Genomic DNA, 18,174 nt, shown 5'->3' with positions numbered 1-18,174 from the left:
ACGTGGAGAATTGTATGAAAAAAGTAATTCGTGTGTCACAGATATCTGTTCCGTTGGCGCATACAAAGGAAGAAATTTTTCAGAAGGCATGTGCTTTGGCACAGATTCCGATGAAAAAAGTGCAGTCCATGCAAATTATGAAGCAGTCCGTGGATGCCAGAAAAAAAGATGCCCTCAGTTATACGTATACGGTACAGTTAGTAGTGGATGAACATCAGAAAATCCGGAAAAATCATGCCCATGTACAGGAACTGAAACCGGTGGTTTATCAGATTCCAGAAAGGAAAGAACTACTTTCTGAAAAGCGTGAGCAAATGGCTGTGATCGGCGCAGGACCGGCAGGTCTGTTTGCAGCTTATCTGCTGGCTCAACGTGGTTACTGTCCGCATATCTATGAGCGAGGCAGAGCAGTGGAAGAACGACAGCAGGATGTGGAAGATTTCTGGAACGGGGGTGCACTGGATCCGGAGTCAAATGTGCAGTTTGGAGAAGGTGGTGCCGGTACCTTTTCAGATGGAAAGCTGAATACACTGGTGAAAGATAAATTTGGACGCAGCCGTTATGTACTGGAGACATTTGTAAAGTTTGGTGCACCGGAAGATATTTTATATGTTGCAAAACCTCATGTAGGAACAGATGTGCTGCGGGATGTGATCAGCCGGATGCGGCAGGAAATCATCCGGTTGGGGGGAACATTTCATTTTTCAACAAAAGTGACAGATTTACATATAGAGGACGGACGGATTTCAAAGATTGAGCTGAATCACAAAGAATGGAAAGACGTATCCGGTGTGATCCTTGCAATTGGTCACAGCGCCAGGGATACGTTTGAAATGCTGTATGAACGAAAGGTACCGATGATGGCAAAATCTTTTGCCGTAGGCATGCGTGTAGAGCATCCACAGGATATGATCAACGAAAGTCAGTATGGCAGGAATGCAGATATGACGTTGCTTCCGACAGCAGCTTATAAAGTAACGCATCAGTCTTCCAATGGAAGAGGTGTATATTCTTTTTGTATGTGCCCGGGTGGTTATGTGGTGAATGCATCTTCCGAAGAAGGCCGGCTGGCAGTCAACGGCATGAGCTACCGCAGCCGTGACAGCAAAAATGCCAACAGTGCCATTATTATTTCTGTGACACCGGAAGATTTCCCAAAACCGGATCATCCGCTTTCCGGCGTAGTGTTTCAGCGGAAATTGGAAGAAACTGCATGGAAGCTTGCAGAAGGCAAAGTTCCACAACAGCTGTATGCAGATTTTAAGGAGAACAAAAAAAGCACCGGTTATGGTTCTTTTGAAAGTTGTATCAAAGGTCAGCATGCTTTTGCAAATCTGCGGACGCTGTTTCCGGAAGCAGTGAATGAGGCATTTTGTGAGGGGATGGAATCTTTCGGGCGGAAAATCCGCGGATTTAACCGTGACGACAGCATTCTGAGCGGTGTGGAAAGCCGGACCTCTTCCCCTGTGCGGATTCACAGAGATGCGTGTTTCCAAAGTGAAATCCGGGGGTTGTACCCTTGCGGCGAGGGTGCCGGTTATGCGGGGGGTATTATGTCAGCCGCCATGGACGGTTTGAAAGTGGCAGAGGCAGTGATACAGCAGGAGATGAAATAAATGGAGATAAATATAGACGAACTGACACCCATGATGCAGAAATACATGGAGACAAAGCAGGAATACAAAGATTGTATACTGTTTTACCGTCTGGGTGATTTTTATGAAATGTTTTTTGAAGATGCACTGACAGCATCCCGGGAGCTGGAAATCACGCTGACCGGAAAAAGCTGTGGTCTGAAAGAACGGGCGCCGATGTGCGGAGTTCCTTTCCATGCTGTGGAGGGATATCTGAACAAACTGGTATCCAAGGGCTATAAGGTAGCCATCTGTGAACAGGTGGAAGACCCAAAACAGGCAAAAGGTCTGGTGAAGCGGGAAGTGACCAGAATTGTAACTCCGGGCACCAATCTGGATACCTATGCCTTGGATGAAACAAAAAATAATTACATCATGTGTGTGGTGTATGTTGACAATAAATATGGAGTGTCTGTGGCAGATGTCACCACAGGTGCGTACTATGTGACGGAACTGGATTCTGAACGGAAACTTCTGGATGAGATCAGCAAATACATGCCGTCCGAGATTATATCAAATGAAGCTTTTTTTGTGAGTGGGATTGATCTGGAAGATCTGCGGCACAGGCTTGGTATTACCATTTATGCGCTGGACGCCTGGTATTTTGGTGATGAACTTGCGGTAACTACATTGCAGGAGCATTTTCATGTGGCATCGCTGGATGGATTGGGACTGGCAGATTATAACTGTGGTGTGATCGCTGCGGGTGCGTTGTTAAAGTATTTGTATGAGACACAGAAGACAACACTGGATCATATGACTGCCATTGAACCGTATTCCACTGGTAAATTCATGGTACTGGACAGTTCGACCAGGAGGAATCTGGAGCTTGTAGAAACACTAAGGGAAAAACAAAAACGTGGTTCCCTTCTATGGGTGCTGGACAAGACAAAAACGGCTATGGGTGCCCGTCTGCTGCGTGCTTATCTGGAACAGCCACTGATTGACAAAAAACAGATCGAGGCACGGCTGGATGCAGTGGAAGAACTGAAGGGCAATATGATTGGAAGGGAAGAGCTGCGCGAATACCTGAATCCGATTTATGATCTGGAGCGCCTGATCAGCCGGGTAGTATATCAGACTGCGAATCCAAGGGATCTGATTGCCTTTCGGTCTTCGTTGGAGATGCTTCCTGCCATTAAGACATTGTTACAGGATTTTGAAAGCCCGTTACTGATGGAACTGGATGAACAACTGGATGATCTGAAAGATATTTATGAACTGATCTGTGCTTCCATTGAAGAGGAACCGCCGATTTCCATCCGGGAGGGCGGTATGATCAAGAGCGGATATAATGAACAGGTGGATCATTTACGGAATGCCAAAACAGAGGGAAAAAACTGGCTGGCAAAAATCGAAGAGGAAGAACGGGAAAAGACAGGTATCAAAAATCTGCGGATCAAATTTAACAAAGTATTTGGTTATTATCTGGAAGTGACGAATTCATACAAAGATCTTGTGCCGGAATATTATACAAGAAAGCAGACTCTGACCAATGCGGAGCGTTATATTACACCGGAATTGAAAGAATTGGAGGAAACGATTCTCGGTGCAGAAGATAAGCTGACGGCTTTGGAATATGATATTTTCTGTCAGATCCGAAATACCATTGCCGATCAGGTGGTGCGGATCCAGCATACGGCAAAAGCGATAGCGGGTCTTGATGTATTTGCCTCTCTGGCTGTGGTGGCAGAGCAGAGCAATTATGCAAGACCAAAAATCAATGAAAAAGGTGTTCTGGATATTAAGGGCGGCCGTCATCCGGTGGTGGAAAAAATGATCGATAACGATATGTTTATCGCTAATGACACCTATCTGGATAATAAAAATAACCGGATTGCTATTATCACCGGACCAAATATGGCCGGAAAATCAACCTATATGCGTCAGAATGCCCTGATTGTACTGATGGCACAGATTGGAAGTTTTGTCCCGGTACAGAGTGCGAATATTGGTATCGTAGACCGTATTTTTACCCGTGTAGGGGCATCCGATGATCTTGCGTCCGGACAGAGTACGTTTATGGTGGAAATGAATGAAGTGGCAAATATCCTGCGAAATGCCACAGGCAGCAGTTTGTTGATCCTGGATGAGATTGGCAGGGGAACAAGTACGATTGACGGATTGTCTATTGCATGGGCGGTAGTGGAATACATCAGTAATCCGAAAATTCTTGGAGCCAAGACGTTGTTTGCCACACATTATCATGAGCTGACAGAGTTGGAAGGAAAACTTTCCAATGTCAATAATTACTGTATTGCTGTGAAGGAAAAAGGTGATGATATTGTATTCCTTCGTAAAATCGTATCCGGTGGAGCAGATCGCAGTTATGGTATTCAGGTGGCAAAGCTGGCAGGTGTTCCGGATCCGGTCATTGAGCGGGCAAAAGTTATCTGTGAGGAACTGGAGCGTGCGAATATGAGTAATCTGGCAGCGAATCTTCCGGAGATACCCACACAGCATAAAGCAAAGCAGAAACATCCGGATGATGTGGATCTGGCACAGATGTCATTGTTTGACACAGTGAAAGATGATGATATCATTGATGAGATTCGTGCTATTGATCTGACAAATATGACACCTTTTGAAGCAATGAACAAATTATATGAGATTCAGAATAAAATCAAAAACCGTTGGTAGGAGGCACATATGCCACAGATAGAAGTATTAGATGAACAGACCATTGATAAGATTGCTGCCGGAGAAGTCGTGGAGCGGCCATCTTCTGTTGTTAAGGAGCTGGTGGAGAATGCTATTGATGCGAAGGCGACAGCAATTACGGTGGAAATCAAAGAGGGTGGAACATCCCTGATCCGGATTACTGATAATGGCTGCGGTATCGAAGCTGCACAGATCCCGATTGCTTTTTACCGTCATTCTACCAGTAAGATCCGTAAAGTAGAAGATCTGGTGCGGATTTCTTCCCTGGGATTTCGCGGTGAGGCTTTGTCCAGTATCGCGGCGGTGGCACAGGTGGAACTGATTACAAAGACGCCGGAGCAGTTTACCGGCAGCAGATATCTGATCGAGGGGGGAAAAGAAGTTTCTCTGGCAGAGATTGGTGCACCGAATGGGACTACATTTCTGGTGAAAAATCTGTTTTACAACACTCCGGTGCGGCGTAAATTCCTAAAGTCAGCCCAGACTGAGGCAGGATATGTCAATGATCTGATGGAACGCATCGCATTGTCTCATCCGGAAATCTCCTTTAAATTTATTAACAACGGTCAGATCCGTTTGCATACTTCCGGAAATGGAAAACTGAAGGATATCATTTACCACATTTATGGAAGAGATATTGCGGCAAATCTGCTGGAAATTCACGCGGAATATGAGGGATTTTCTGTGGATGGTTTTATCGGAAAGCCGATCATTGCAAGAGGCAACCGGAATTTTGAAAGTTATTTTATCAACGGACGATATATCAAAAGCACTTTGATTGCAAAAGCACTGGAAGATGGATACCGGGGATTTATGATGCAACACAAATATCCGTTTACAGTGCTGACGATTTCTCTGGACGGTACCCTGGTGGATGTCAACGTACATCCAAACAAGATGGAACTGCGTTTTTCCAATGGAGAAATTTTGTATCAGCAGCTGGCAGCATTGCTGTCGACACGGTTGCGGGAAAGCGAACTCATTCCGAAAGTTACAGTTCATGAAGAAAAGAAACAGGAAAAGCGCCCCCAGATCCAACCCCAGGAAGCACCGGAGCCTTTTGAACAAAAACGTCTGGAACGGCTGCGGGCAGCCGTGGCAAAGGATAGTCCGTACGAGCGGAAATACCCGGAGCGGAACAGACCGGAGACCGGAACTTCAGGCCAGGAGACAGCAGGGCAAGCCTCCGTTCTGCGTGAACAGATTACCTATGGAACAGAATACCCAGGGTCATTTCCTGTAGAACAGAAATTGCTTTGCGAAGAGAAAACGGATTCCTCAGAGACACAGAAACAAGAAAAAAATGGTGAAGTATTTTTTCCGGAGAGTGTGAATACAGATTCGCAGGAGGTTCTGGCAGAGCATGCATTACAGCAGACTTTGTTTGATGCAGCGGAGCAAAAGGCAGAGGAACAGGCGGATACGGGAGGATCGGATTTCAGCGATGCCGATCTGAAAAGCAAGCAGGAGTGGAAACTTTTATCAAAACAGGCAAGACCGCATCATCGTATCATCGGACAATTGTTTGAAACTTACTGGCTCGTAGAATATCAGGAACAGTTTTATATGATCGATCAGCATGCAGCCCACGAAAAAGTGCTGTTTGAGCGAACGATGAAAGCTTACAGGGAGAAAGAGTTTACTTCCCAGATGATCAGCCCGCCTATCATTTTATCTCTTACTATGCAGGAGGAAGTATTGTTGAAAAAGTTCCTGCCGGAGTTTGAAAAACTGGGTTATGAGATTGAATATTTCGGTGGAAAAGAATATGCTGTGAATGCGGTTCCGGGAAATCTGTACGGATTGAACGGTCAGAGTCTGTTATTGGAACTTATGGATGGCCTGGGTAATATGTCTGAGAAAGATACGCCGGATCTTGTAGTGGAAAAAATCGCAAGTATGTCCTGCAAAGCGGCAGTGAAAGGGAATCAGAAGCTTTCCAGACCAGAGATTGAGCATCTGATCGATGAACTTCTGACACTGGAAAATCCGTATTTCTGTCCTCATGGCAGACCGGTCATCGTATCGATGACCAAATATGAGATAGAGAAAAAATTTAAGAGAATTGTATAAGTATATGATGAATGAAAAGAAAAAACGACCATTATTAATTTTGACCGGTCCGACGGCGGTAGGAAAGACGGAGCTGTCTATTGCACTGGCAAAAAAAATCAACGGGGCAGTAATTTCGGCAGATTCCATGCAGGTGTACAGAGGCATGGATATTGGTTCTGCCAAAGTAACACCGGAGGAAATGCAGGGGGTACCGCATTATCTGATTGATGTGCTGGCTCCGGAGGATGAGTTCCATGTGGTACGGTTTCAGGAAATGGCAAAAGAAGCCCTGCAGGAGATTTATGAAAAAAAACAGATCCCGATCATTGCCGGCGGAACCGGTTTTTATATCCAGGCATTGCTGTATGATATTGATTTTACAGAGCAGGACGAAGATACAGCACTGCGGAATCATTATGCACAGCTGGCAGAGGAACATGGAAATGCATATCTTCATGAAATGCTCCGTCAGGTGGATCCGGTTTCAGCAGAGATGATCCATGCCAATAATGTGAAACGGACAATCCGTGCACTGGAGTATTTTGAAAAGACTGGCGAACCAATTTCCAGACACAACGAAGAAGAACGGGCAAAAGAATCTCCATATGATTTTCGGTATTTCGTTCTGACAGACGAACGTGCACATCTATATGAGCGAATTGACCACCGGGTGGATCTGATGTTGGAAGCCGGACTGGTGGAAGAAGTGAAACGTCTGCGTGCACAGGGCTGCCACAAAGGGATGGTTTCCATGCAGGGGCTTGGCTATAAAGAAATACTTTCCTGGTTGGAAGGCGAGATTTCCTATGAAGAAGCCGTATATCTGCTGAAACGGGATACCCGGCATTTTGCAAAACGTCAGCTGACATGGTTTCGCAGGGAGCGGGATGTTATCTGGCTGAACAAACCGGATTATGATTATGATGATTCCAGAATTCTGGATGACATTTTGAAAAATATTACAGCTGGAGGATGGTTATGACAGAAGAAGTGATGAAACAGAAATACCTGGAACTTGGTATTACAGAAGAAGTATATAATTATGGAACAGAGATTGAGAAAACATTAAAAGAGCGATTTGCGAAAATAGATGAAATAGCAGAGTACAATCAGTTAAAGGTAATCAACGCCATGCAGAAATGCAGGGTAAGTGCGGAGTGTTTCCAGTCAACCAGCGGTTATGGCTATAATGATATTGGTCGTGATACCCTGGAAGAAGTGTATGCAGAGTGTTTTCACGGTGAGGCTGCACTGGTTCGGCCGCAGATAACCTGTGGAACACATGCACTGGCACTGGCGTTGATGTCGAATCTGCGTCCGGGAGATGAGTTACTTTCTCCGGTAGGAAAACCATATGATACGCTGGAGGAAGTCATCGGTATCCGTCCATCTAAGGGATCGCTGGCAGAGTATGGCATTACCTATCGCCAGGTGGATCTGTTAAATAACCGTGATTTTGACTTTGAGGGAATCCGTGCTGCCATCAATGAAAAGACAAAACTAGTAACGATCCAGCGTTCCAAAGGATATGAGACACGCCCGACTCTGTCTGTGGATCGTATCCGGGAACTGATTGCTTTTGTAAAATCCGTCAAACCGGATGTGATCTGCATGGTGGACAATTGTTATGGTGAATTTGTAGAGGAGCGGGAACCGCTGGAAGTCGGTGCAGACATGATCGTAGGTTCCCTGATCAAAAACCTGGGCGGCGGACTGGCACCGATCGGCGGTTATATCGTTGGAAAGAAAGAGTGTGTGGACAATGCTGCCTACCGCCTTACTTCTCCTGGACTTGGAAAAGAAGTTGGAGCGTCCCTGGGAGTCATTCAGAGCTTTTATCAGGGCTTGTTTCAGGCTCCGACAGTAGTATCCGGTGCGTTAAAAGGTGCAATTTTTGCTGCCAATATTTTTGAAAAAATTGGTTTTCCGGTTATACCAGACAGTACAGAATCCCGCCATGATATCATTCAGGCAGTGACATTTGGCTCCCCGGAGGGAGTTATCGCGTTTTGCCAGGGTATCCAGGCGGCAGCACCGGTAGATTCCTATGTGACACCGGAGCCATGGGATATGCCGGGATATGACAGCCAGGTAATTATGGCGGCAGGTGCTTTTGTACAGGGATCATCCATTGAACTGAGTGCGGATGGACCGATCAAACCACCATATGCTGTATATTTCCAGGGCGGTCTTACCTGGTATCATGCAAAACTCGGCATTATGATGGCATTACAGAAACTGGTGGATGCCGGAATTGTTTCTACAGACTTTCAGGTGCAAAATGTTACCGACTTGTAAAAGTTCTTCATAAAATTTTAAGAGAATTACAAAAAAACTTCTTATTTTTTCGGTATACAGCAAAAAAAAAGTATGCTATGATATCTACGGCTGCATAGAGAGAGTAGAACAGGAACGTTTATGCAGAAAAATTTGACAATAAAGGAACTGCCGGATACAGAGAGACCGTATGAAAAATGTCTGCTGTATGGTGCCGGTTCCTTATCAGACGCAGAATTGATCAGTGTGATCATTCGCACGGGAAGCAGGGGAGAACGATGTGTCGATTTGGCTCATCGTATTTTGAATGCAGGTCCGGACGGACTGCTGAACCTGATTCGATTGGATACAGAACAGTTAACCGGTATCCGTGGAATCGGACCGGTGAAAGCGGTTCAGTTGAAGTGTATCGGAGAACTGGCAAGGCGGATTGCAGTCACACAACGCAAAAAGCAGATATCCCTGCAGTCTCCGGAAAGTATCGCATCCTATTTTATGGAAAAAATGCGGCACGAACGAAAAGAACAGCTGATGCTGGCAATGTTTGACAGTAAGGGAATGCTGCTTGGAGAGCGATTACTTTCTGTCGGAACCAGCAACGCAGCATTGATTTCTGCAAAGGATATTTATCGCGCGGCACTACAGGAACAGGCGGTATACATCGTAATCCTGCATAATCATCCCAGTGGGAATCCGGAGCCGAGCAGGGAAGATATCCTGATTACCAGAAAGATACGAGAGTGTGGAGAATTACTGGATATTTTACTTATGGATCATATCATTATTGGCGATAATGAGTATTTCAGCTTCTGTGAGCAGGATATTTTATATGAGAAAGGGAGAGAATAATGGCAAATATATATGGAATTGATCTTGGTACCTGCAATATCAAAATTTTCAGCAAACACAGCAACAAGATCATCAAAGAAAAAAATACCATTGCGGTTATTAACAAGAATCAGTTATATGCATATGGCGATGAAGCATATGCTATGTATGAAAAAGCACCGGAGAATATCAATGTATCATTCCCGGTTACCGGCGGAGTGATCGCAGATTATAATAACATGCAGACTATGGTGCAGGAGCTTCTGGAGAAAAATGTCAAGGGACATGTCAAAGGATCCGAATTTATTATTGCGGTTCCGACAGATATTACAGAAGTTGAGAAAAAAGCATTTTATGACCTGTTTTTTAAAAGCAAAATGAAACCGAAGTCTGTATTATTGTGTGATAAACCGATTGCGGATGCAGTTGGACTTGGTTTGGATGTAAATGAACCTACCGGTATCATGATCGTAGATATCGGGGCAGATACCACAGAGATTTCGGTACTTTCCCTTGGCGGTCTGGTACTGAGTGATCTTCTTCACTTCGGAGGAAACCGTCTGGATGAATCTATTATCACATATATCAAGAAAAACTTTAATCTGGTGATCGGTCAGAAAACTGCCATGCAGTTAAAAGAGCATATCGGCAGTGCGCTTCCGGGAGAAGAGGGAAGTTACACTATTGTCGGACTTGATGTGGTAAGCGGACTCCCGATCGAAATGGAGATTACCGCAGAAACAGTATATGAGGCGATGAAAGACAACCTGAACTCCATCTGCAATGCCATCAAAATGATTCTCGAGAAGACTCCGCCGGAACTTGCAAAGGATATTATCCATTCCGGTATCTATCTGACCGGTGGTGGCTCCAATATCAAAGACATGGACAGATTATTTACAGATATCACCAATATCAAAGTAAATACCTGTGAAGAACCGGATGAGACGGTGGTACGTGGTTTAAGCCTTGTAGTGACCAATGATAAATTCAAACGGCTGTCTTACAGCATGCGTACAAAAATTTTTAAATAGCAGAGGCATGGTATGAGGAAAAAGAAACAAAGCAAATTTCCAGCAAAATATGTACTGCTGATCATGACGATTCTCTGTGCTGTCATCATCGGCTGCAGTCTGAAAACTTCTGGTTCCGGACCGGTTTCTGCTGCTGCCGGGGCAGTGCTTGCACCGATGCAAAAGGGAGTCAACCAGCTTGGGAGCGGACTGACAAACCTGCGGGAGCATCTGCGGACAAAGAAAAGTCTGGAAAAAGAAAATGAAGAACTTCGGACACAGCTGGCAGATGCACAGCAAAATCTGAATCAGGTACAGTTGAATCAGGAAGAACTGGACGATCTGAAATCTCTGTATGATATGGATCAGAATTATGCCGATTATGATAAAATTGCCGCAAATGTCATTGGAAAGGATGCAGGAAACTGGTTTTCTGTATTTCTCATCGACCGGGGAAGCAATGATGGTATTACGGTAGGAATGAATGTGCTGGCAGATGGTGGCCTTGCAGGTATTGTTATTCAGGTAGGTCCGAATTATGCAAAAGTACGTTCCATTATTGATGATAACAGCAATGTCAGTGCCAGAAACTTATCCACATCGGATCTGTGTGTGGTAAGCGGAAGTCTGAAAACAATGAATGAATCCAGTCTGATTGATTTTGATGATCTTCGTGATAAAGAAGATCAGGCAAAGGTTGGGGATCAGATTGTAACATCTAATATCAGCGATATGTTTCTGGAAGGAATCCCCATTGGATATATTACAGATATAAAAACGGATTCCAACAATCTGACAAAATCAGGACATATTGCGACAATTGTGGATTTTGAACACCTGGATGATGTGTTTGTTATTTTGCAGACAAAAGACATCTCAACTGATACAACAAATGAACAGGGAGGGGAGTAGACTATGAGGAGGAAAATTGTTCTGGCAATTACGATCATTGTCTGCTTCCTTTTGCAATGTACGGTATTTAAAGCATTGGCCATCGCTTCAATTTCGCCCAATCTTCTGATCGTTGTAGTGGCCTCATTTGGTTTTATGCGCGGAAAGAAAGAAGGGCTGTTTGTGGGATTTTTCTCCGGTCTTCTTCTGGATGTGATGTTTGGAAGTGTCATAGGCTTTTATGCACTGATCTATATGTATATTGGATACATGAACGGTTTTTTTAAACGGATTTTTTTCCCTGATGAGGTAAAATTGCCGCTGGCGCTGATTGCTGTCAGTGATTTTTTCTGTAATTTACTGATTTATTTCTCCCTGTTCTGGTTCCGGGGCAGATTTTCCTTTGGTTATTATCTGTTTCATACGATATTGCCGGAACTGGTATATACAATGATCGTGTCCGTTTTATTATATTTCATTTTACTGAAAGTCAATGAAAAACTAGAGGCGATTGAACGAAGGAGTGCAGCAAAATTTGGTTGATAAATTAAAAGAATGGATTGTAAAAATTGTTACATCGCGGTTATTTGTGGTTTGGGTTGTCATACTTTGCCTTTTCACATTTGTTCTGCAGCATCTGTTTACTCTGCAGATCATCAAGGGATCTGACTATCTGGATAACTATATGATGAAAATTGAAAAAACCATTGATATCGAAGGTACGCGTGGAAATATTTACGACAGGAATGGCGTACTTCTTGCACATAATGAGCTTTCCTATACAGTGACACTGGAAGACAACGGAACCTATGCCAATAATAAGGAGCGTGCAAAACTTCTGAATGCAGAAATCAGCACCCTTATAGATATGATCGAAAAAAATGGGGACAGTATCGTGAATGATCTGGATTTGTATATGGATCCGGACGGAGAACTGTCATTTTTATCTGAGGGAACAGAACTGGCCGGATTTCGCAGGGATATTTACGGCAGAAAGAAAGTGGCTGATCTGAAATATAATGCAAAACTGGGGTATGACGAATCTGCAGCGACACCGGAACAGATGTATGAGTATCTGCTTAATAAATTTGCGATAGATACTGAGACATATGATCGATATCGTGCTTATCAGATTGTGGTGATCCGTTATGCTCTTTATCTAAGTTCTTATCAGAAATATATTGCCATCGGTATCGCAGAGGATGTGTCAGATCAGACAGTTGCCATGATCCGGGAACATGCATCAGAGCTTCAGGGTGTGGAAGTCAGAGAGGATACAAAGCGTGTGTATGATTATCCGGAATATTTTTCCCATATTCTTGGTTATACCGGAAAAATCTCTGATTCGGAATATGATTCCCTGCATGAACAGGATAAGTCCTACAACCGTAGTGATGTGGTTGGTAAAGCAGGGATTGAACAGGTGATGGAACTTCAGCTTCAGGGAAAAAAAGGATCTGAGACAGTATATGTAAATAATGTCGGTAAGGTACTGGATGAGAAAGATTATCAGGAGCCTTCTGCCGGAAATGATGTGTATCTGTCTCTGGATGCGACGCTTCAAATGGCGATATACGATCTGCTGGAACAGGAACTGGCAGGGATTCTGAATTCTAAGATCATAAATGCAAAGACAAGTGAGAGTTCAGAACTGTATATTCCAATTTATAAAGTTTACAATGCATTGATTGAAAACAGTGTCATAAGTACATCCGCTATGGCAAATGCGCCAGATGGTACAGAACAGGCAACTGTATATCGGACATTTTCAGACAGAAAAGAAGCCGTGCTGTCAGAAATCAGTGGTATTTTGCAGTCAGATACCGCATATAATGATCTTTCGGAAGAAATGCAGGAAATGGTTACTTATGTGGTGAAAATGCTGCAGGACAAGTCGGTGTTTGTCACATCGTCCATTGACACGTCAGATACGATATATCAAAACTGGAAAGATGGCAAGATTTCTGTGCAGGAATATTTGCGGCATGCCATTGATGCTTCCTGGATCAATATTACAGCATTTGATCTGAACGAGAAGTATGCAGATACAAGTGAAGTTTATGCGCAGCTGATGTCCTATCTGACAGAACAGCTGAAAAACAACACTGCTTTCGACAAGATCGTTTATAAATATCTCATTTATAATGATAAGATAACCGGAAGCCAGTTGTGTCTGATCTTATATGAACAGGGAGTTCTGGCAGCGGATGATAGTGCTGCAGCAAGTCTGAAAAATGGCTCAACCAGTGCATTTACTTTCTTGAAAAATAAGATTCAGAATATGGAGATCACGCCTGCACAGCTTGCACTGGATCCATGTACCGGGTCCTGCATCATTATGAATCCAAACACCGGAGAACTGCTGGCAAGTGTCAGCTATCCGGGGTATGACAGCAACCGGCTGGCAAACAATATGGATTCTGCTTATTATAATTCCTTGCTGCAGGATGGTTCTCTGCCATTGTATAATAATGCAACACAGCAGACGACAGCACCGGGTTCTACTTTTAAAATGGTAACAGCATCGGCTGGTCTGTCAGAAGGCGCCATTGATCCGGGAACGGTGATCACAGACACGGGTATTTTTGAACGTCTGGGATTAAAATTGAAATGCTGGGTATATCCGAGAAACCATGGCAGCATTACTGTGTCACAGGCAATCCGCGATTCATGTAACTATTTCTTCGCTGAGACAGCATATCGTCTAAGTTTGTCCGGTGATACGTATCAGGAAGAAAAAGGTCTGAATGCAATTGCAAAATATGCCACAGAGTTTGGACTTGCAGATAAAACAAATATTGAGATTCCGGAAGGAACACCGAAAATTGCGGATGAATTTCCAATTGATGCATCCATCGGTCAGAGTAATCACAGTTATACCACTGCACAGCTGGCGCGTTATGTATCTGCCATTGCAAACAACGGAACCGTCTATGATCTGACGTTGCTGAATAAAGTGACAGATTCTAATGGCAATATCGTACAGTCCTATGAACCGCAGGTTCACAATCAGATTACAGATCTGTCACCATCTACCTGGCAGAATCTTCACAGTGGTATGGAAATGGCAATTGGAGAACATGATCAATTTAACGATCTGCAGGTATCTCTGGCTGGTAAGACAGGTACGGCGCAGGAAAATGAAAAACGTCCGAACCATGCGTTGTTTGTTGGCTATGCACCGACAGATTCTCCGCAGATTGCGATTGCAACACGAATTGCATACGGATATGGATCAAGCAATGCCTGCGTATTTGTAGACCAGGTGTTGAAATACTACTTTAAGCAGAATACAGAAGAAGAACTGCTGAACGGTCAGGCAACAAATGTCGGCAGTTCATCCAATAGCTTTGGTGATTAGCAAAGCAGAATACATTACAAAAGATAGCAGATGAAAAAATGACAGGAGGTATCTTTTGTATGTGTGAGATTATTGTGGTGACATCCGGAAAAGGCGGTGTCGGCAAGACAACGACTACAGCCAATCTTGGCGTAGGTCTGAGTCTGCTTGGAAAGAAAGTGTTAATGATTGATACAGACATCGGACTTCGAAATCTGGATGTAGTGATGGGACTGGAACACAGGATTTTTTATAATCTGGTGGATGTTGTGGAAGGAAACTGCCGGATCCGGCAGGCAATCATCCGTGACCGGCAGTTTACGGGTCTGTATCTGATCCCTGCCTCCCAGACCCGGGACAAGAGTGCTGTGAAACCAGCACAGATGTTGAAATTATTACAGGAATTGCGGGAGGATTATGATTATATTCTGTTGGACTGTCCGGCAGGGATTGAACAGGGATTCCAGACGGCGGTTGCCGGAGCTGATCGGGCATTGGTAGTAACGACACCTGAAATTTCGGCCATCCGGGATGCAGACCGGGTCATCGGGCTTCTGGTTTCTGCAGAGATTCCGGATATCAACCTGATTGTAAATCGAATTCGGCCGGATATGATCCGTCAGGGACAGATGCTGAATCTGAAAGATATATCAGACATTTTATGTGTGGATATCATCGGTGCTGTATGTGATGATGAACAGGTAGTGATTTCCACAAATAACGGAAATCCACTGGCCGGCACAGCGACTGTGGCAGGACAGGCATACGCGAGAATCTGCCGCAGGCTGCTGGGAGAAGAAATTATGTTGCCCAGATTTGAACATCGGCACAGACATCAGCGAAAACAGCGAAATGGCTGGAAGAAAAAATACATAACAGGATAAAAAATCGGAGGATTTTTATGTTTAAGCAATACAAATTAAAAAACTACAGATTTCGGCTGATTGCATATGTAGTGATACTGTGCATTATCGGCGTTATGGTAGTCGGAAGTGCAAAACCTTCCGTTCAAAATAAACAGATTGTCGGTCTGATCGGCGGACTTATCGCGATGGTGATCATATCGCTGATTGATTATAATACAATATTAAAATTTCGCAGACCGATTTATTTGCTGGCTGTTGTATTGCTTGCCGTGATATTTATTCCGGGAGTTGGAGACAATACCGGAGGCGCAACCCGTTGGATTCAGGTGACAAGCAGTTTTAAGTTTCAGCCTTCCGAATTTTGTAAGATTCTGCTGATTGTTTTTTTTGCAGGTTTTTTTATGAAATATCAGGATCAGCTGAATACATGGAAGACCCTCGCCTTCAGCCTGATTCTTGCAGGCATTCCGCTGTTACTGATTGTAAAGGAACCGGATCTGTCTACGACGATCGCAACGACAATGATTTTTATTACCCTCTTGTTTGTTGCAGGATTAAGTTATAAAATAGTAGCAGGCGTATTGGCACTGGGAGTTCCGACAAGTATCATCGGAATCATTCTGATCCTGAAACATGCATTACCGTTAAATGAATATCAGTACAAACGAATTTATTCCTGGCTGCAGCCATCCAAATATGCGGATGACGCATATCAGCAACAGAATTCGATCATGGCTATCGGATCCGGACAGTTGTGGGGAAAAGGGCTGAATAACAGTTCAATCGCTTCCATGAAAAACGGAAACTTCATTTCAGAGCCTCAGACAGATTTTATTTTTGCTGTTGTTGGGGAAGAACTGGGATTTATCGGATGCGTGATTGTAATTGTATTATTGCTTTTGATTGTTTTTGAGTGTATACTAATTGCAAAAAATGCTAAGGATCTGGGGGGCAGGCTGATTTGCTGCGGTATGGCGGCATTGATCGGATTTCAGAGTTTTATCAATATCTGTGTAACGACCGGTCTGATGCCAAACACAGGATTGCCTTTGCCATTTGTCAGCTACGGTCTGACATCGCTTATGAGTTTGTTTATTGGTCTGGGACTGGTACTTAATGTGGGTCTGCAGGCTAGAAAATATCACGGATTGGGGGACATAGAATAATGAACATCGGACTTATCGCACATGACTCAAAGAAAAAATTAATGCAGAACTTTTGTATTGCGTACAGAGGGATTCTCGGACGGAATTCGCTGTATGCCACCGGTACTACGGGACGGCTGGTAGAGGAAGCTACCAATCTGTCCGTGCATAAATATCTGACCGGACAGCTGGGAGGATCCCAGCAGCTTGGGGCTGACATTGAGAACAACTATATTGACCTGGTTATTTTTCTGCGTGATCCGCAGAATTTAAAATCACATGAACCGGATGTGGACAGTATTGTTCGTTTATGTGATCCACATAATATTCCGCTGGCGACCAATCTGGCTACGGCAGAATTATTAATTCATTCATTAGATAGAGGAGATCTTGACTGGCGTGAAATGTACAAATAAATATAAAATCCTGTTGCCGGTGCTCATACTGGCGTTATTATTGCTGACAGGCTGTACGCAGCGGTCAGATGTTGCGGAGGCATATCAGCTGTATGAGACCTCCGACAATTATGCACTGACGGAAAGCAGCGCGTCGGCAGCACCGGAACTTCTGGCTGAGAATCTGTGCGTCGGCGGTACGGAGAATTCTGCCACAGATGGCATTGATGCAGCATTCGCACAGAGTGCGGGTGTATTTTCTGTGGAAGATGAGGTAGTGACTTATGCACAGAATATTTATCAACGAATGTATCCGGCAAGCACTACAAAGATTCTGACCGCATACATTGCCTTGAAATACGGAAATCTGGATGATGTGATCACGGTTTCGAATGAGGCGATCACTTCACTGATGAGCGGTTCTTCCATCTGTGGTCTGAAACCCGGCGATAGCCTGACACTGGATCAGGCATTGTATGGACTGATGCTCTGCAGTGGAAATGATGCGGCAAATGCTATCGCAGAGCATATATCAGGCAGTGTAGAAAAATTTGCTGAACTTATGAATCAGGAAGCAGCTGCGCTGGGTGCATCCCAGTCTCATTTTGTAAATGCGCATGGACTTCCGGATGAAAACCACTATACGACGGCATATGATCTGTATCTGATCTTTAATGCAGCTGTTCAGAATGATCATTTTGTCAAATTGATTTCCACGAAAAAATATGATGCATCTTATATGGATGCATCCGGTGCACCGGTCAATGTGACCTGGTTTAATACCAATGGCTATCTGAAAGGTACTTTCAGCATGCCGGAAAATGTTACTGTGATCGGAGGCAAGACCGGAACTACGGAAGCAGCTGGAAGCTGTCTGGTTTTATACAGCAAAAACAGCAGCGGAAAGCCATATATTTCAGTGGTTCTCAAGGGCAATTCGAAAAGAGAACTTTATACGCTTATGACAGAACTGCTCACAAATTTTTCAAAGGAATGAGATGGAATTTTTAGAAATAACGGTTGTATTTTAATGGGGGATATACTATAATGAATTCATAAACAGCCGGTT

14 protein-coding genes are annotated in these 18,174 nt (G+C 44.0%); all 14 read left to right on the top strand.

Annotation, left to right across the window (positions count from 1 at the left end; genetic code table 11):
• Window positions 1-14 precede the first annotated feature (14 nt).
• The 14 genes from ACIRUQ_RS06530 to ACIRUQ_RS06465 all read left to right on the top strand — a co-directional run bounded on the left by ACIRUQ_RS06530 (window position 15) and on the right by ACIRUQ_RS06465 (window position 18,102).
• Entirely contained in the window at window positions 15-1,616 is a 1,602-nt protein-coding gene (locus tag ACIRUQ_RS06530) for an NAD(P)/FAD-dependent oxidoreductase (protein WP_055290969.1), read from the top strand.
• Complete coding sequence (gene mutS, locus ACIRUQ_RS06525; RefSeq protein ID WP_021740154.1) at window positions 1,617-4,274, top strand: DNA mismatch repair protein MutS; 2,658 nt, start codon at window positions 1,617-1,619, stop codon at window positions 4,272-4,274.
• A 9-nt stretch (window positions 4,275-4,283) separates the two neighbouring features.
• Entirely contained in the window at window positions 4,284-6,368 is a 2,085-nt protein-coding gene (gene mutL, locus ACIRUQ_RS06520; protein WP_055290971.1) for a DNA mismatch repair endonuclease MutL, read from the top strand.
• 4 nt (window positions 6,369-6,372) lie between these two features.
• Window positions 6,373-7,332, top strand: a complete 960-nt coding sequence (miaA, locus tag ACIRUQ_RS06515) for a tRNA (adenosine(37)-N6)-dimethylallyltransferase MiaA (protein WP_021740156.1) — start codon at window positions 6,373-6,375, stop codon at window positions 7,330-7,332.
• Window positions 7,333-7,343: 11 nt separating this feature from the next.
• Window positions 7,344-8,648, top strand: coding sequence for an aminotransferase class I/II-fold pyridoxal phosphate-dependent enzyme (locus ACIRUQ_RS06510; RefSeq protein WP_404856551.1), 1,305 nt, complete (start codon window positions 7,344-7,346; stop codon window positions 8,646-8,648).
• A gap of 120 nt (window positions 8,649-8,768) precedes the next feature.
• Entirely contained in the window at window positions 8,769-9,476 is a 708-nt protein-coding gene (gene radC / locus ACIRUQ_RS06505; protein WP_021740158.1) for a RadC family protein, read from the top strand.
• Window positions 9,476-10,489 (top strand): rod shape-determining protein, encoded by a 1,014-nt coding sequence (locus tag ACIRUQ_RS06500; protein ID WP_055290977.1) that lies wholly within the window; start codon window positions 9,476-9,478, stop codon window positions 10,487-10,489. The genes radC and ACIRUQ_RS06500 overlap by 1 nt, the downstream gene beginning before the upstream one ends.
• A gap of 12 nt (window positions 10,490-10,501) precedes the next feature.
• Window positions 10,502-11,380, top strand: a complete 879-nt coding sequence (gene mreC, locus ACIRUQ_RS06495) for a rod shape-determining protein MreC (protein WP_404856541.1) — start codon at window positions 10,502-10,504, stop codon at window positions 11,378-11,380.
• A gap of 3 nt (window positions 11,381-11,383) precedes the next feature.
• Window positions 11,384-11,902 (top strand): rod shape-determining protein MreD, encoded by a 519-nt coding sequence (gene mreD, locus ACIRUQ_RS06490; RefSeq protein WP_055290981.1) that lies wholly within the window; start codon window positions 11,384-11,386, stop codon window positions 11,900-11,902.
• Window positions 11,895-14,720 (top strand): penicillin-binding transpeptidase domain-containing protein, encoded by a 2,826-nt coding sequence (locus tag ACIRUQ_RS06485; protein WP_055290983.1) that lies wholly within the window; start codon window positions 11,895-11,897, stop codon window positions 14,718-14,720. Before mreD ends, ACIRUQ_RS06485 begins: the two co-directional genes overlap by 8 nt.
• Before the next feature lie 59 nt (window positions 14,721-14,779).
• Complete coding sequence (gene minD / locus ACIRUQ_RS06480; RefSeq protein WP_022036056.1) at window positions 14,780-15,583, top strand: septum site-determining protein MinD; 804 nt, start codon at window positions 14,780-14,782, stop codon at window positions 15,581-15,583.
• A 17-nt stretch (window positions 15,584-15,600) separates the two neighbouring features.
• Window positions 15,601-16,731: an FtsW/RodA/SpoVE family cell cycle protein gene (locus ACIRUQ_RS06475; protein WP_021740164.1), complete on the top strand. Its 1,131-nt coding sequence runs from the start codon at window positions 15,601-15,603 to the stop codon at window positions 16,729-16,731.
• The gene (locus tag ACIRUQ_RS06470) at window positions 16,731-17,126 is read left to right on the top strand and encodes a methylglyoxal synthase (protein WP_055290985.1); all 396 of its coding nucleotides are present in this window, start codon (window positions 16,731-16,733) and stop codon (window positions 17,124-17,126) included. Before ACIRUQ_RS06475 ends, ACIRUQ_RS06470 begins: the two co-directional genes overlap by 1 nt.
• Window positions 17,110-18,102 carry a D-alanyl-D-alanine carboxypeptidase family protein gene (locus ACIRUQ_RS06465; RefSeq protein WP_055290986.1) on the top strand — a complete coding sequence of 331 codons (993 nt, stop codon included), beginning with the start codon at window positions 17,110-17,112 and terminating at the stop codon, window positions 18,100-18,102. Before ACIRUQ_RS06470 ends, ACIRUQ_RS06465 begins: the two co-directional genes overlap by 17 nt.
• The last annotated feature ends 72 nt before the right edge of the window (window positions 18,103-18,174 follow it).

Origin of the sequence: Eubacterium ramulus, assembly GCF_045002895.1 — a bacterium.
Classification (GTDB): Bacteria; Bacillota; Clostridia; order Lachnospirales; family Lachnospiraceae; genus Eubacterium_I; species Eubacterium_I ramulus.
Note: the sequence above shows the minus strand (reverse complement) of the source record. Positions and strands in the feature narration are given on the sequence as shown.

What these genes read in the sequence shown, in the direction of transcription:
- ACIRUQ_RS06470 (WP_055290985.1), top strand. Translation starts at nt 16,731, where the DNA reads ATGAACATCGGACTTATCGCACATGACTCAAAGAAAAAATTAATGCAG.
- mutL (WP_055290971.1), top strand. Translation starts at nt 4,284, where the DNA reads ATGCCACAGATAGAAGTATTAGATGAACAGACCATTGATAAGATTGCT.
- miaA (WP_021740156.1), top strand. Translation starts at nt 6,373, where the DNA reads ATGATGAATGAAAAGAAAAAACGACCATTATTAATTTTGACCGGTCCG.
- mreC (WP_404856541.1), top strand. Translation starts at nt 10,502, where the DNA reads ATGAGGAAAAAGAAACAAAGCAAATTTCCAGCAAAATATGTACTGCTG.
- minD (WP_022036056.1), top strand. Translation starts at nt 14,780, where the DNA reads ATGTGTGAGATTATTGTGGTGACATCCGGAAAAGGCGGTGTCGGCAAG.
- ACIRUQ_RS06530 (WP_055290969.1), top strand. Translation starts at nt 15, where the DNA reads ATGAAAAAAGTAATTCGTGTGTCACAGATATCTGTTCCGTTGGCGCAT.
- ACIRUQ_RS06510 (WP_404856551.1), top strand. Translation starts at nt 7,344, where the DNA reads ATGAAACAGAAATACCTGGAACTTGGTATTACAGAAGAAGTATATAAT.
- ACIRUQ_RS06500 (WP_055290977.1), top strand. Translation starts at nt 9,476, where the DNA reads ATGGCAAATATATATGGAATTGATCTTGGTACCTGCAATATCAAAATT.
- ACIRUQ_RS06475 (WP_021740164.1), top strand. Translation starts at nt 15,601, where the DNA reads ATGTTTAAGCAATACAAATTAAAAAACTACAGATTTCGGCTGATTGCA.
- radC (WP_021740158.1), top strand. Translation starts at nt 8,769, where the DNA reads ATGCAGAAAAATTTGACAATAAAGGAACTGCCGGATACAGAGAGACCG.
- mreD (WP_055290981.1), top strand. Translation starts at nt 11,384, where the DNA reads ATGAGGAGGAAAATTGTTCTGGCAATTACGATCATTGTCTGCTTCCTT.
- mutS (WP_021740154.1), top strand. Translation starts at nt 1,617, where the DNA reads ATGGAGATAAATATAGACGAACTGACACCCATGATGCAGAAATACATG.